A 14,363-nucleotide genomic window follows, 5' to 3' on the forward strand; every position below is an offset into this window, starting at 1 on the left:
GTCAGACAAGGACGGGCAAGATGACACGAAGCAGGGTGACCAGCCATGACGTGGCCCGCGCGGCCGGTGTTTCGCGCACCACGGTCTCGATCGTGCTGAACCGTTCCAACTCTGTCGTAATCGGCGATGAAACGCGCAAGAGGGTCGAAACGGTTGCGGCCGAACTTGGCTACCGCCCGAACACGGCCGCGCGAATGCTGAAAAGCGGGGTGACCGAGACGGTCGGCCTTGTCGTCACCGAAAGCCGATCGCTGACGGTGGACGGCTATATTCCGTTGTTGTTCAATGGGGTGGGCAGTGTGCTGCGGCGCAAGGGATATCATCTTCTGCTGGAAACCCTGTCACGCACCCGCGGCAAGAACCCCTACACCGATCTCGTCGAATCCCGCCGGATCGACGGGCTTTTGCTGCTTAGCCCGCGCAAGGACGACACGGCCCTGATCGAACTGATCGAGTCCGACTACCCCATCGTGCTGCTTGGCTCCATCGGGCACCCGAAGGAGGTTTCGGTGGATACGCCAAGCACCACAGGGTTGCGGGAGGCAGTCGATCATATCGTGTCACTGGGCCATCGCAGGATCGGCAGTGTCCCCTTTTCGCCGCCGGGGTTCTCGGCGGCGGACATGCGTCTTGCAGAACTACGCGGCTTTCTCTCCGGCCATGGAATCGACATGGCCGATGGTGCGGTGGTTCACGGCGACTTCGGCGCGGAGAGCGGGTTCAAGGCCACACTCAAGCTGATGGCAGCACACCCCGAAACGACAGCCATCTTTGCCGGCAATGATACGATAGCCCTTGGCGTGCTTGGGGCGCTGGCACAGCTTGGCCGGTCAGTGCCGGGCGATGTTTCCGTGGTCGGCTTCGACGACCTCCCTTTTGCAGCTTATGTTGCCCCACCCCTCACGACTGTGCGCGTCGATGCCGTCCACCAGGGCAAATGTGCCGCCGAAGCGCTGATCCAGCGGTTGACAGGCAAACCCGTGCCCGAGCCGCGTCAGAAGTTTACCTCAGTTTTCGTTCCAAGAAGCTCGACATTGGCTGTCCGCTAAGGGCGGAAAGCGGTCTGACAGGTGCAGCCTTGCAAATGACGTGACAAGGGAAGAGCGGACATCCACGCCTTGTGCAACGAAGCCCATTAACGCACGAGGGGTAGCATCTTCCAGACTGAGAGCAGAGTTTAAGGCGCTCAGTGGAATTGTGCCCCCCTCACAAAATCTTCGAGCGCGGAGGGCACCGCTTCAAGGGTAGGGGCCGGGACCTTACAGTCCAAACCACCGGGCTCGGCGAATAGAGCCGAAATGCTCTTTATCCACGCGCAGGGCTTCGGAAGCGCCATGGAAGGTGCCGAAGGGCTTTGGACCAGACAGGAAATCCACATCTACCCGGCCGATCCGGTTCGCACCGAACTCAATGTAGCACGAGCCCGCACCGGGGTTGCGCGCCGTCTCGGCCTCGTTCCGCAACCGCGAGATGATGTTGGCGGCCACGGTGCGGGCGGCGCCTTCGGCATAGACTCCGGCCTTCGGCACCCCCGTATTGGCCAGATCGCCCACGGCATAGACGCCGGGGAACTTGGTCAGCAGCGTGAAAGGATCCACCGATACCCAGCCTCCTTCGGTCAGACCAGCCGACACGACCACATCCGCCGCACGGTTCTTGGGCACGCCAAGGAACAGATCGCAAGGCAGGGAGGTGCCATTGTCCAGCATCACCGACTTGCCCTCGACCGCCGTCACGCGGGTGTTGGGGATGAAGGTGATACCGCGCTCGGCAAAGGCGCCGAGGATTGCTTTCGACGTGTCGGGAGAGGGAGGAACCGGCGAGGGCAAGGGGTTGACGACGGTGATCCGCGTCAACCCATCAAGTCCGCGGGACTTCATGTAGTCATGCATCATCAAGGCGCATTCGGCCGGGGCGGGCGGGCATTTGTAGGGCGCGCCGCAGACCCCGACCACCACATCGCCGCCCCGGAAACCGGGCAGGACCCTGGACAGATGCGCCGCACCGGGGACGGAATAGAATTCGTTCACGCCCAGCACCACACCAGGGGTTGAGCTGACATCGTAATCCGCGCCCAGGGCGATGACCAGGATGTCGGCTTCGTGCACGCCCCTGTCGGTCGTCACGCGCCTGGCCTCGGCGTCGATGGCCGTGATGGTCTCGCGCAGCAGGCGCACGCCGGGCTTGGCAAAGGCGGCATAAGGGGTGCGGATCATCGTCTCGGACTGGCGGCCAAACAGCATGTCGAGTTTCGAGTAACCGAAGACAAAGCCGTCGGACTTGTCGATCAGGGTGATGTCGATACCGTCACCCAGCGCCTCGGACAGCGATGTCGACAGTTCCAGCCCGCCGAAACCGGCGCCGAGGATCAGGATACGCGGCTTCATGCAGTCTCTCCCTTGGTGAGGCCGGGCTGCGCCACGATGCGCAGATAGGGTTTGGGCGCGGCCCAGCCGTGGGGGTACAGGCCTTTGGCCTCTTCGTTGCTGACCGAGCCTGCGATGATCACATCGCGCCCGAAGGTCCAATCGGCCGGGGTCGCGACCCGGTGGGTGGCGGTCAGTTGCAGGCTGTCGATCACGCGCAGGATCTCGTCGAAGTTGCGGCCCGTGGTCATCGGATAGGCGATCATCAGTTTGATCCTCTTGTCCGGTCCGATGATGAAGACGTGCCGCACGGTCTGGTTGTCGGCGGCGGTGCGGCCTTCGGCGCTGTCCCCTGCGGTGGCAGGCAGCATGTCGTACAGCTTGGCCACGGAAAGCGTAGGATCGCCGATCATCGGGAATTGCGGCATCGCGCCCTGGGTTTCGGCGATGTCATCGGCCCAAAGCGCATGCTTGTCGACCGGATCGACCGAAAGGCCCAGAACCTTGACACCGCGCTTGGCGAATTCCGGCGCCAGATGCGCCATCCGGCCCAGTTCGGTGGTGCAGACCGGCGTGAAATCCTTGGGATGGGAAAAGAGCACTCCCCACGAGCCATCCAGCCAGGCGTGAAAGTGGATGGTGCCCTGGGTGGTCTGGGCCGTGAAGTCAGGCGCGATATCATTGATGCGAAGTGACATGGGTTCCTCCCTTTGGGTGCTGATTGTCGGTACAGTTTGGGGGCGCTATGTTCCGTCAGCGTTCCCTTTGGCATCGGCCCTTGTGACGCAATTCGATGACGGCGGGACGGGGTTGGGGTGAGGGCATATGCGCGTTGAAATTCAAGTCCTTGGCGGTTTTTCGGTAACTGTCGATGGGATTGCAGTCGCGCCCGGCCTGTGGCGGCGCGATCGGGCCGCGGCCCTGGTCAAGCTCTTGGCGGTTACTCCGCAGCACCGGATGCACCGCGAACAGGTCGTGGATCTCTTCTGGCCGGAGACTGATTCGGAGACCGCAGGAGCTGCCCTGCGGAAGGCGGTTCACTTCGCTCGCAAGGCTCTTGGCCATAACGACTTGATCGCCACCAACGGGGATAGCCTGGCCCTGGCCCCTTCGGCGGATCTGGTGATCGACGCCGAGATCTTCGAGGCCGCCGCCAGGGCGGCCCTGCGCCAGTTAACGCCCGAGGCTTGTGGCGCTGCCGCCGACCTGTACCGAGGGCAGCTTCTGCCCGACGACCTCTATTCCGACTGGCTTGACGCCCCGCGCACCACGCTGGCGCAGCGCCATGTAGACGTCTTGCGCGCGGGCCGGCTGTGGCAGCGGCTGATCGCGGTGGACCCCAGCGACGAACCGGCGCAGTGCGCGCTGATGCAGGCCTCGCTCGACTCCGGCAACCGCGCCGAGGCGATCAGGATCTTCAACCAGCTGCGCCAGAGACTGCAAATGGAGATCGGGCTTGGCCCCTCGGCCGAGGCTGTGGCGCTATATGAAAAGGCGCTGGCCATTCCCGCCGTTGATCCGGTCAGCCAGACCGACCGCATCCGCGCCTCGCTCGCCTGGGGGCTTTTGCATCTGCACAGCGGCGACTTCGACAAGGCCCGTGCCGTTGCCGAGGAGACCCGCGCCCTCGCGATGGCGGCGGGTCTGGCGCGCGAGGTTGGCGAGGCAAGCGCCTTGATGGGCCTGTGCGCCATGATGCAGGGGCGCTGGAAAGAGGTCTTTCAGTCCGAGTTCATTGCCTGGGCCCGCAAGACGCCCGACAAGGTCGCCCAGGTTTTTGACGGCCACCTCTGCCTTGCCGAGTTCTGCCTGTGCAACGCCAAGGGCCACCATGAAATCGGGCTGGCGGCGCAGGAATTGCTCTCTGTCGCCGAAGGGGTCGGATCGACGGCAGGCCGTGGCCTTGCCTTGATGATCCTGGGCGAAGTGGCGCTGTTCTCGGGGCAGCTCGGTGAAGCCGAGCGGCTGTTGACGGAAGCAGAGGCGCTTCTGGCCAAGGCAGAGGCGTCCGCTGGCCGGGTGCTTGCGCTGGAACGGCTGGCCGAGATTGCGTTGTCCAGCGGGCGGAACTGGCACGCCAAACGGCTGATCGCGCGGGCGGAGGGCATCGCCGCGTCCTCCTGGCTTGCGCCGCATCTGCAGATCCGGCTGAAGGGCCTGGCCGTGCGGGCGGCGGGGTCGAAGGAAAAAGCGCTGGAGGCCATTCAAGAAGGCGATCGGCTATTGTCTCAGCACAGTCATGGGTGCCAGCCGTGTTCGATGGGGTTCCGGGTTGCTTCCGCCTCTGCGCTCGCCGAGATGGGCGAGCTGGAGCAGGTCAGCCGAAGGCTGGACGAGGCCGAACGGATTTCTGCCATGTGGCATGGCGGGCCTTGGGTGGCCGCAGTCTGGGAAGCCCGCGGCATCCAGCGCCGGGCCGAGAAGAACAACGTCCGGGCGGTGTCGGCCTTTGAAGAAGCGGCCAGCCGCTACGCGTTCCTTGGCCGCCCAACCGATGAAGCCCGATGCAGGGCGCAGATCCCGGGGGCGTCCGCAGATGCCTGACCTGGCGCAAAATGGATATTGGTTTCGATTTACCGGAGCGACCGCCGATCTGTTAAACTAGAAAAGGCTTCGGTATGTCGTAACGGGCAGTTTTGCAGAAGATCGACGACCAATTATTGCTTTGTAGTGCGATCCGTGGCCTGCATTCCGTCAGTATCACTAGTTGCTCGTGTCTTTGGCTACGGCAGATGGCGATCTGGTAGTGTATCTGCGACTGACCGCTTTTGTGAAATCGCTTCATTTCGAACAACTCGTGCTCTGAGGCCGCTATGGGCCGAGAGCGACCTATGCGCCGTTAAGGGCGGAGAGCTGCCCCAGGCAGCGGCAGCATCGCATCCGCAGAAATCCGGGTTAGCTGTCATTGGTTACTTAAGGGCTTAGTGCAGTTCAGTGGGGCCAGAAGGCACGACACACGCGAGCAATCGTTCCCGCTGGCAGGCACACAGTCCCTTCTATGCTCCCTGGGGGGACGAGCAAGCTGCCAGTGCCAAAACCAAGTGGCGCGCGCTTCCGAGAGCGGCGCTTCAGTTTACGATGAGAGATGGCGAATGCGTTCGGGCGATCTGAGCTTGCCCAGGCGTCGCGCTGCCTCCGACACTTGTGACTTCTCGGTTTTCTCAGGGAACACTTCGCCGATAAAGCGTCCACTTGGCGCAGGGGATGGGTCTGACGTCGAACTTTCTTCGACCGGAAACCATTTCAGTCGTTCGGAGTGAGAAACGGAAGGGCCAGCAACTGAAGTTCGTTCGTGCATGGGTCGAGTTTGCCGCCCTCAAGCGACTTAAGCGGGACGTCTTGACCTGATTGCAGCGACCAGGCCGGTGCCTGCAGTCAGAACGTGGTTGCGCAGGAACGGCACCGCGGTCTTTGAGTCCCGCTTGCGGCAAAGCTCCAGAAGCTCCCTATGTTCGCGCGCGGCGGTCTCGAATTCCTCGGTCAGGGTCAGTTGCAGGCGGACAAAGCGTTCGACCTGAAGGTTGATCGCCGCCAGCATCGCCATGGATTGCTGCTTTTCGGCCGGTTGCAGCAGGCGCGCGTGGAAAGCCGCGTTCAGGGACCCCCAGCGCGACATTTCGCGGTCAGCGTAAACGCGCTCCAGTTCGTTCAGGATAAGGGCGCAGGCATCAAGGTCGGCATCGGTCATACGTGGGAGCGCATGTTCCAGCATATGGCATTCAACGAGCGCGCGGAGCTCGAACAGCTCCATCACCTGTTCGGTCGGCAAGGTCGAGACGACCGCCCCTTTGTGCACGCGGGTTTCGATCAGGCCCTCTGCCTCTAGCTGGCGGAACGCCTCGCGGACAGGCATGCGACTGCATTCGTACTCTGCCGCCAGGGCCTCTTGCACCAGCGCCTGACCGGGCTGGAACTCGCCGTTCAGGATCCGCTCACGCAGCGACGCGGCCAAGGCTTCGGGCACGCTGAGCCGCGTTATGCGATGTTTTTCTGAGGCTTTCCTGTCCGTCATCATGGCGTGGTGCTTTGGATCCAGAGGGCAACACAACCTTAGTCGCTTGCTTCGGGACCCGGCAAGAGGGCCTGCGGCAGGTTCTGCCAGGCGACGGGCCGCAGGAACCGGCGGATCGCCAGACTGCCGACCGATGTGCTGCGCCCGTCGGATGTCGCCGGAAAGGGTCCGCCATGGACCATGGCATGGGCGACCTCGACCCCGGTGCCGAAGCCATTGGTGATGACGCGCCCTGCGAGATCGGCCAGATCGGGCAGCAGCGCACGCGCCGCCGGATGGTCGTCGGGGACGATGTGCAGGGCTGCCGTCAGCTGACCCTCGAGGGCGTGGACAATCCGGGCAAAGTCCTCCAGCCCATCGCACAGGACCACCAGGGACGCGGCCCCAAAAACCTCGTCCTGCAGCGCCGGGTCCGCAAGGAATCGGGCGGCGGAGGTACTGAAGAGCGCCGGGCCCTGCATGGTCGGGCCGGCTTGCGGAACCATCGTCTCGGTCCGCACGGCGGGATGCGCTGCAAGGCGGGCGACGCCCGCTGCGTAGGACTGGGCGATGGCCGGGGTCAGCATGACTTGCGGAGCACTGACTGAAAGGGCGCTCGCCGCGGCAGTCACGAACCGGCGCGCGGCAGGGCTGTCGACGGCGATGACAAGGCCGGGGTTCGTACAGAATTGCCCGGCGCCGAGCGTCAGCGCGGTGACGAAGTCGGCTGCGATTGCCTCGGCACGCTCCTGCAACGCAGCCGGAAACAGGAAAACTGGGTTGATCGAGCTCATCTCGGCATAGACCGGGATCGGCACGGCGCGCGCTTGCGCAGTCTTCAACAGCGCGAGCCCACCAGAACGCGATCCGGTAAAGCCGATGGCGCGGATGCGCGGGTCGGCGGCCAGCGCCTGCCCAATCCGGCTGCCTCTGCCGTAGACGAGGGAAAACGTACCCTCGGGCATGCCGGTATCATGCACCGCCTGACGGACCGCCTGTCCGACGAGTTCAGAGGTGCCGGGATGCGCCGAATGCGCCTTGACGATCACCGGACAGCCTGCCGCCAGCGCCGAGGCCGTATCGCCACCTGCGACCGAAAAGGCGAGCGGAAAGTTCGATGCGGCAAACACGGCCACCGGACCCAGCGGCAGATGGGTCAGCCGTAGGTCGGGGCGGGGCGGGGTGCGCTCTGGCAGGGCAGGATCGTGGCACTGGTCAAGATGGCGGCCATCTCGGACAAGCCCGGCGAAAAGCGCCAGTTGCATCACAGTGCGCTGACGCTCGCCCTCGATCCGCGTGCGGGCCAGGCCGGTTTCAGCCATGCAGCGGGTGACGAGGTCATCGCCAAGGCCAAGGATGTTCGCGGCGATCCGGTCCAGAAACGCGGCGCATACAGCAGGGGCGGTCTGCCGCAGCGGACGGACCGCCAAAGCGGCTAGTCCGCAGGCGCGGTCCAGATCCTTCGCCGACACCTCGCGCCAGACAGGATCGAAGGGCTGTCCTGTCGCCGCCTCGGTTGCGCGGATCGAGGCGCCGTCACCCTGCCGCAGTTCGGTGCCGATCAGGTTGACGCCTTCGATCCGGCCCCCCGGCCACGCCATGCCAGACGCTTCGCTACCCATCACAATGATCACGCGGCCTTTAGCGCAGTGATCGCAGCCGTCACCGTGTCGATGACATGCTGACGTTCCGCCCCGACAAGGGGTAGGCGCGGCGCGCGGGTCCATTCGGGGGCGCCGTAGACCAGATGCTCGGCCAGCTTGATGTACTGCACCAGCTTCACATGCGTATCGAGGTGGAAGGACGGTGTCAGGATCTTGTACATCATGCGCGCCTCGGGGTAGCGGTTGGCCTGGCAAAGGTCGAACAGCCGCACGCATTCGGCCGGCCACACGTTCGTCATGCCCGACACCCACCCGGTTACGCCCAAGGCGCAGCTTTCCACGATCAGATCATCGACCCCACAAAAGATACTGAAGCGGTCGCCAAAGGCCACGCGCATGTCGGTCACACGGCGAATGTCTCCGGTTTCTTCCTTAATGCAGACGATCTGCGGCGTATCCGCCAGATCGCGCAGCACCTCGACCGTACAGTCCACGCCATAGGCGATGGGGTTGTTGTAGATCATGATTGGCAGGTCGCTCGCAGCCGCGATGCCTTTGTACCATTCCACTGTCTCGCGCGGATCTGTCTTGTACCCTAGGCTCGGGAAAACCATCAGCCCCTGCGCGCCAAAGGACTTGTAGGCGCGGGCATTGGCCTGAGCGTTGGCCAGCGTAATCTCGGCCAGACCCGATAGAACCGGGACGCGGCCCTTCGCGGCGGCCACGGCAGCGCGGATGATCGCCTCACGCTCGGCTATGGTCATCGAGGCGTTCTCGCCCAGCATCGGCAGGACGATGACACCCGCAACGCCGTTGGTGATCAATCGGTCAACGCTGGCGGCGGTAGCGCCTATGTCGACTTGACCGTCCTCGGTCAGCTTGGTGGTAACAGCGGGGAAAACGCCGGTCCAGAGTGCCATGGGGTGTCCTTTCATGGGGGGTGGGTCAGTGAAGGACGCGTTGCAGGAAGGCGCGCGTCCGCTCTTCTTTCGGAGTGTTGATGACTTGGCGCGCATCGCCGATCTCGCAGATCACGCCCTGGTCGAAGAAAGCAACGCGATCTGCGCATTCGCGGGCAAAGGCGATGTCATGTGTGACCATCATCATGGTCATGCCGCCCGCCTTCAGCTTGCGCAGCGTGTCCAGCACCTCGCCCACCAGTTCCGGATCAAGGGCCGAGGTCACCTCGTCAAACAGCATGTACTCGGGCTTCATCGCCAGCGCCCGGGCAATCGCCAGCCGCTGCTGCTGGCCGCCCGACAGGCTGGCCGGATACTTGTCGACATGAGTCGACAGACCGACGTAGTCGAGATGCTCCCTCGCCATGGCAAGTGCGTCGGCACGCGGCAATCCGGCCACGATCTGAGGGGCTAAAGCCACGTTTTCCAGCGCGGTCAGATGCGGGAAGGCGTTGTACTGCTGGAACACGATCCCGAGCTTCTGCCGCAGCTTGTTGAGGTTCGTGCCCCTGGCGTGGACTGAGGTGCCGTCCACCAGAATCTCGCCGCTCTGGATCGGTTCGAGCCCGTTGATGCATTGCAGCATGGTCGATTTGCCCGACCCGCTGGCCCCGATCAGACACAGAACCTCGCCCTTCTCGACGGTCATCGAGACGCCCTTGATGACCTCGATCGCGCCAAAGGACTTGTGGACTTTGCGGATCTCAATCATGGCTCAGGGCCCTTTCCAGACGGCGGCCATAGCGCGAGACCGGGTAGCAGATCAGGAAGTAGAAGAGGCCTGTGCCGGTCAGGATCAGCAGTGCCTCGTTGGTGCGGGTGATCAGGATCTGCGACGCCCGCATCAGCTCCACATAGCCAACGACCCCCACAAGCGCGGTATCCTTGGTCAGGCCGATCACCGTGCCGATCCAGCCGGGAAGAACCGCGCGCAGCGCAAGGGGCGCCGCAATGCGCCGCAGTTCCTGCCAGTACGTCATCCCGAGGGACCGCCCCGCGCGGCGTAGGGTCGGCTGCACTGCATCCAGCCCCGCCCGCACCAGTTCGGACGTCAGGACCCCCATGTACAAGCTTAGGACCACGCAGCCCGCCACCAGCGGCGACGATCCACCCCCCGCCATGGCAAAGAAGCTGCTCGCCAGGATCAGCTGGATGATCAGCGGCACCGACCTTATCACATCGACCACCGGCGCGAAGGCTAGCGCAGATACTCTGCTGCCCTGCCGCGCCCAGCCTAGGACCAGACCGATCAGCGTGCCGAAAATGACCGCCAGCACCGTCAGCAGCACGGTATTGCCGATCCCTTGCAGCACGTACCACAGGTCCGTCCATTGCAGACCCGAATAAGGGAGCGTGATCGTCATGTCGCCCCCCGGAACAGGCGCCGCGCCAGAAGCCGCGAAGACAGTTCGATCATTTTGGACAGCACAAAGTAGATCGCGGCGGCGACAATGAAGAATTCGAGCGTCCGGAAGCTTTCGGACTGCGCGGCCTGCGTGGCCCCGGTCAGCTCGCGCAGGCCGATGACCATGCCGAGCGAGCTGTTCAGAAGCGCCCAGTTCAACTGGTTGACGAAAGGGAAGAACACGGTGCGCAAGACCTGCGGAAAGATGACCCGGGCATAAGCCTGGCCCGTGGTCATCCCCAACGACCGCGCGGCAGACATCTGGGTTCTTGGAACGGCGTTCATGCCGCCGCGGAAAATCTCGGCCAGATAGCCCGCGTTGTTGAAACTCAGCGCAAGAAGCATGGCCGCATAGCTCGACAGGTGCAGACCGAAGGCGCCGAGGCCAAAGTAGACCATGTAGATCTGAAAGAGCGCGGGAGTGTTTCGCGCCACCTCGACCCAGGCAGTCGCGAACCGGTATCCCGGACCGGAGCCTTGCCGCAGGATCGACAGGCCCAGGCCAATCGCGGTGCCCAACACCATCGACAGGACGGTGATCTGCAGCGTCAGCAGCGCGCCCGCCAGCAGCTCGGGCCATTTCTGCCAGACGATCGACCAGTAGAAGGTGTATCCGAACATTGCGGGCTCTTGGCTGATGGGGCAACGGACGCCTGTCCGTTGCCCCGGGACCGGATCAGTATTCGACCATCGGGGTGGCCAGTGCCGGGGGCGCGCCTTCGCCGAAGTAAGTGCCGTAAAGCTCCGCGTAGCGGCCCGAGGTGACCTGGTACCAGACAAAGGTCCGCACGAATTGCAGAAGGTCCTGGTCGGCCTTACGCACGGCGATGCCGGCGAGGTCGGGCGGGGTCGGGGTCTCGCCTGCCACCACCAGGTTCGGGAACTGCCCGCTTTGGATCAGGGCGGCGGCCGTGGCATTGCCCACGACGACGCCATCGATCTTGGCCTGGCTCAGCGCCAGATAGCTTTCCGCCTCGCTGCCATAACCGATGTAGCTGCCGGCAGTATCGGACCAGCCAGCCAGCGCGTCCTGCATGACCGCTTCGGTCGTGGTGCCGGTGACACCGCCGACGGTCCGGCCCTTGAGGTCGTCGAAGCTGGCAACACCGGCATCGTCCCGCGTCAGCACGACGTTGACGAAGCTCACATAGGGCTGCGAGAAGGCAACCGTCAGCGCCCGCGCCGGGGTGATCGAGGTCGAGGCGATCAGCACGTCGATGCGGTTTGACTGCAATGCGGGGATGCGTTCGGCCGACGGCGTCTCCACGATCTCGGCCGTGACGCCAAGGGCTGCGGCCATGTCCTTGCAGTAGGCGACATCATAGCCTTCGGGCTCGTTTTCCGCCGTGCGGAACCCGGCCGGGGGAAAGTCGAGCTGCACTCCGCAGCGCAGCGTCCCCGCCGCAATGATGTTGTCGATGGACCCGTCCGCCATGGCGCCCTGCGCCAGGCAAAGAGTGATCGGCGCGGCAATCGCTGCCGCGAGAAGCTTGTTCATGTCTGACCTCACCTGTTGGACGGCGTCGATTCGGGGGTGCCGCTGAGCTCACTTAACTGGATCCAATCTACAGTTGTCAATCTACAGTTAAGCGGCTATCCAAGGTATGGACAAGTCAAAGAGGTGCGCATGGCTCGGCAACGGGTGCTGATCATCGGGGGGGGAATCGTCGGGCTGGCCACGGCCCAGGCGCTGATCGCCCGCGGGCATCCCGTCACGGTCCTTGATCCCGATCCCGAAGGTGACCGCGCTTCATGGGGCAATGCGGGCGGTATCGCGCTGCCCGAGATCATCCCCGCCTCTGCGCCGGGCGTGTTCTTCAAAGTCCCCGGCTGGCTGATGGATCCTTTGGGGCCGCTGTCGCTGCGCCCTTTGCACCTGCCGCGGATGATCCCCTGGCTCTGGCACTTTTCGCGTGTCGCGTCCCGACCTCGGATGGGGCGGATCGCAGCCGCGCTCGCCGACCTGCACCGGCACGCCGAGGCCGACCTGACCGCCATGCTGGCCGCCGAGGGACTGCAAGACCGGATGACCCGATCCAGCGCGCTTTACGTCTACGAAAGTGCCAAGGGGTTTGCGGCCGAGGCCGCAGACTGGACGCTGCGCCGGACGCATGGCTTCGACCACACGGCACTTACCGGGGATCAGGCGCGCGAGATCGAACCGGCGCTCGGCCCCGTCGTCACCCACGCTGTCCTGACCCCGGACTGGCTTCAGATCGCCGACCCGAAAGCGCTGCACCTCGACCTTCTGGCGGCACTTCGGGCCAAGGGGCTTCAGATCCTGCGCCGCACCGCGACCCGCATCCTGCCCGAAGCGACCGGCCTCGTCGTCGAAACCACCGAGGGGCGCGTCCTGGCGGATCAGGTTGTCCTTGCCGCTGGGGCTTGGTCCGCCGCGCTAGCCGTGACCCTTGGCGACCGCGTTCTTCTGGAAAGCGAACGCGGCTACAACACCACGCTTACTGCCCCCGGCATCCGGATCGGGCGCGAGATCATCTTCTCCGAACGGAAATTCGTGGCCTCCCCGCACGCAATGGGCCTGCGCATCGGTGGCGCGGCCGAGTTCGGCGGGCTGCACGCCCGGCCCGACTTCCGCCGGTCAGGCGCGCTTCTGCGCCTTGCGCGATCCTACTTTCCGGGCCTGTCCGTCGATCCGGGGACGCCCTGGGCCGGGCACCGCCCAACAACCCCCGACAGCCTGCCGGTAATCGGTCGGTCCTCCCGCGCGCCACGGGTGATCCACGCCTTTGGCCACGGGCATCTGGGCCTGACGCAGGCTGCCACGACAGCGCGCCTTGTCGCCGACCTGATCGAGGGCGCACATCCGTCGCTCCCACTCGCGCCCTTCTCCCCCGACCGGTTCTGAGGATCCCATGCGCCATACTTTTTTCTGCATTGACGCCCATACCTGCGGCAATCCGGTCCGTGTCGTGGTCGGCGGCGCGCCCCAGTTGCCGAACGTTCCAATGGCGGAAAAGCGGGCGCTGTTCCTGCGCGATCACGATTGGGTCCGTACCGCCCTGATGTTCGAACCGCGCGGCCATGACGTGATGTCGGGCACGATCCTCTACCCCGCCTCGCGCCCCGATTGCGACATCGGCGTTCTGTTCATCGAGGTCAGCGGCTGCCTGCCCATGTGCGGTCACGGAACCATCGGGACGGTCACCGCCGCGCTCGAGGCGGGGCTCGTGACCCCCCGCAGTCCCGGCCACTTTTCAATCGAGGCCCCCGCCGGGCGCATCGACATCACCTACCGGATGGATGGCCCCCATGTGTCCGAGGTGCGCCTCTTCAACGTCGCAAGCTACCTACACGCAGCCGACGTCTCGGTGTTCGTCCCGGGCCTGGACGAAATCACGATCGACCTTGCCTATGGCGGCAACTTCTATGCCATCATCGAGCCGCAGCCGAACTGGCCCGGCCTTGACCGGATGTCCCCCGCACAGATCGCGGGCCTCAGCCCGCTTGTCCGGGCGGCCGTGCAGGAAAGGCTTGCCCCAGTTCATCCCGAAGACACCCGCATCGCCGGGGTCAGCCATGTCATGTGGTGCGACGCACCCCGCGCGCCCGGGGCAACGGCCCGCAACGCCGTGTTCTACGGCGAAAAGGCCATCGACCGGTCACCCTGCGGCACAGGCTCGTCGGCACGGATGGCCCAGCTGCACGCCAAAGGCCGCCTCACGCAGGGCGAAGAGTTTGTGCACGAAAGCATCATCGGCACCCTGTTCCGCTGCCGGATCGAAGCGAAAACCGTTGTCGGTGATCATCATGCGATCCTGCCCAGCGTCTCAGGCTGGGCGCAGGTCACGGGACACAACACTATCTTTGTTGATGATCGCGATCCGCTTTACCGTGGTTTTCAACTTTAGCACTCTTCAACCTTGTAGATACAAGACGCACACTGCGGTTGCGGACATAAGGCCTATAGGGGCAAAGGCCTACGCTCACGATCTTCCACATTCTGGGATGCCGCTCAGAAGTCCATGTCGAGATACACCTTGGCGCAGTCGTAGGCGACGGCGGCGACCGCCACGCTGT

The 14,363-nt window shown here is 64.3% G+C and carries 14 protein-coding genes; 4 read left to right on the forward strand and 10 right to left on the reverse strand.

The window, feature by feature from the left end:
• The first annotated feature begins 35 nt into the window (after positions 1-35).
• Complete coding sequence (locus AC2D9V_RS10540) at positions 36-1,049, forward strand: LacI family DNA-binding transcriptional regulator (protein WP_484714026.1); 1,014 nt, start codon at positions 36-38, stop codon at positions 1,047-1,049.
• 210 nt (positions 1,050-1,259) lie between these two features.
• Here the strand turns inward: AC2D9V_RS10540 and AC2D9V_RS10545 are convergent, their stop codons facing one another.
• Genes AC2D9V_RS10545 through AC2D9V_RS10555 form a run of 3 tightly spaced genes read right to left on the reverse strand, consistent with a single transcriptional unit; the run spans position 1,260 to position 3,431 of the window.
• Positions 1,260-2,387 (reverse strand): NAD(P)/FAD-dependent oxidoreductase, encoded by a 1,128-nt coding sequence (locus AC2D9V_RS10545; RefSeq protein WP_484714027.1) that lies wholly within the window; start codon positions 2,385-2,387, stop codon positions 1,260-1,262.
• Positions 2,384-3,064 carry a peroxiredoxin gene (locus AC2D9V_RS10550; protein ID WP_484714028.1) on the reverse strand — a complete coding sequence of 227 codons (681 nt, stop codon included), beginning with the start codon at positions 3,062-3,064 and terminating at the stop codon, positions 2,384-2,386. The genes AC2D9V_RS10545 and AC2D9V_RS10550 overlap by 4 nt, the downstream gene beginning before the upstream one ends.
• Before the next feature lie 55 nt (positions 3,065-3,119).
• The gene (locus AC2D9V_RS10555; RefSeq protein ID WP_484714029.1) at positions 3,120-3,431 is read right to left on the reverse strand and encodes a hypothetical protein; all 312 of its coding nucleotides are present in this window, start codon (positions 3,429-3,431) and stop codon (positions 3,120-3,122) included.
• A 6-nt stretch (positions 3,432-3,437) separates the two neighbouring features.
• On the opposite strand from AC2D9V_RS10555, the gene AC2D9V_RS10560 reads away from it, so the two are divergent.
• A complete protein-coding gene (locus AC2D9V_RS10560; RefSeq protein ID WP_484714030.1) occupies positions 3,438-4,910 on the forward strand; it encodes a bacterial transcriptional activator domain-containing protein in 1,473 nt (490 codons plus the stop codon).
• Between the two features lie 781 nt (positions 4,911-5,691).
• Here AC2D9V_RS10560 and AC2D9V_RS10565 read toward each other — a convergent pair.
• The 7 genes from AC2D9V_RS10565 to AC2D9V_RS10595 all read right to left on the reverse strand — a co-directional run bounded on the left by AC2D9V_RS10565 (position 5,692) and on the right by AC2D9V_RS10595 (position 11,823).
• On the reverse strand, positions 5,692-6,330 hold the full coding sequence (locus tag AC2D9V_RS10565) for a GntR family transcriptional regulator (protein ID WP_484714031.1): 639 nt from the start codon (positions 6,328-6,330) through the stop codon (positions 5,692-5,694).
• 86 nt (positions 6,331-6,416) lie between these two features.
• Entirely contained in the window at positions 6,417-7,958 is a 1,542-nt protein-coding gene (locus AC2D9V_RS10570; protein ID WP_484714032.1) for an aldehyde dehydrogenase (NADP(+)), read from the reverse strand.
• Positions 7,959-7,987: 29 nt separating this feature from the next.
• Positions 7,988-8,881 (reverse strand): dihydrodipicolinate synthase family protein, encoded by an 894-nt coding sequence (locus AC2D9V_RS10575; protein WP_484714033.1) that lies wholly within the window; start codon positions 8,879-8,881, stop codon positions 7,988-7,990.
• Between the two features lie 25 nt (positions 8,882-8,906).
• Entirely contained in the window at positions 8,907-9,632 is a 726-nt protein-coding gene (locus AC2D9V_RS10580; protein ID WP_484714034.1) for an amino acid ABC transporter ATP-binding protein, read from the reverse strand.
• Positions 9,625-10,284 carry an amino acid ABC transporter permease gene (locus AC2D9V_RS10585; RefSeq protein WP_484714035.1) on the reverse strand — a complete coding sequence of 220 codons (660 nt, stop codon included), beginning with the start codon at positions 10,282-10,284 and terminating at the stop codon, positions 9,625-9,627. The genes AC2D9V_RS10580 and AC2D9V_RS10585 overlap by 8 nt, the downstream gene beginning before the upstream one ends.
• Positions 10,281-10,946, reverse strand: coding sequence for an amino acid ABC transporter permease (locus tag AC2D9V_RS10590; protein ID WP_484714036.1), 666 nt, complete (start codon positions 10,944-10,946; stop codon positions 10,281-10,283). The genes AC2D9V_RS10585 and AC2D9V_RS10590 overlap by 4 nt, the downstream gene beginning before the upstream one ends.
• A gap of 55 nt (positions 10,947-11,001) precedes the next feature.
• Positions 11,002-11,823 carry a transporter substrate-binding domain-containing protein gene (locus tag AC2D9V_RS10595; RefSeq protein ID WP_484714037.1) on the reverse strand — a complete coding sequence of 274 codons (822 nt, stop codon included), beginning with the start codon at positions 11,821-11,823 and terminating at the stop codon, positions 11,002-11,004.
• A 129-nt stretch (positions 11,824-11,952) separates the two neighbouring features.
• Here AC2D9V_RS10595 and AC2D9V_RS10600 point away from each other — a divergent pair, with 129 nt between their 5' ends.
• Together AC2D9V_RS10600 and AC2D9V_RS10605 are read left to right on the forward strand one after the other, a co-directional pair.
• Positions 11,953-13,191, forward strand: a complete 1,239-nt coding sequence (locus AC2D9V_RS10600; protein ID WP_484714038.1) for an NAD(P)/FAD-dependent oxidoreductase — start codon at positions 11,953-11,955, stop codon at positions 13,189-13,191.
• Between the two features lie 7 nt (positions 13,192-13,198).
• Positions 13,199-14,194: a 4-hydroxyproline epimerase gene (locus AC2D9V_RS10605; RefSeq protein WP_484714039.1), complete on the forward strand. Its 996-nt coding sequence runs from the start codon at positions 13,199-13,201 to the stop codon at positions 14,192-14,194.
• Positions 14,195-14,363 lie beyond the last annotated feature (169 nt).

Source organism: Tabrizicola sp. T46 (assembly GCF_057219895.1).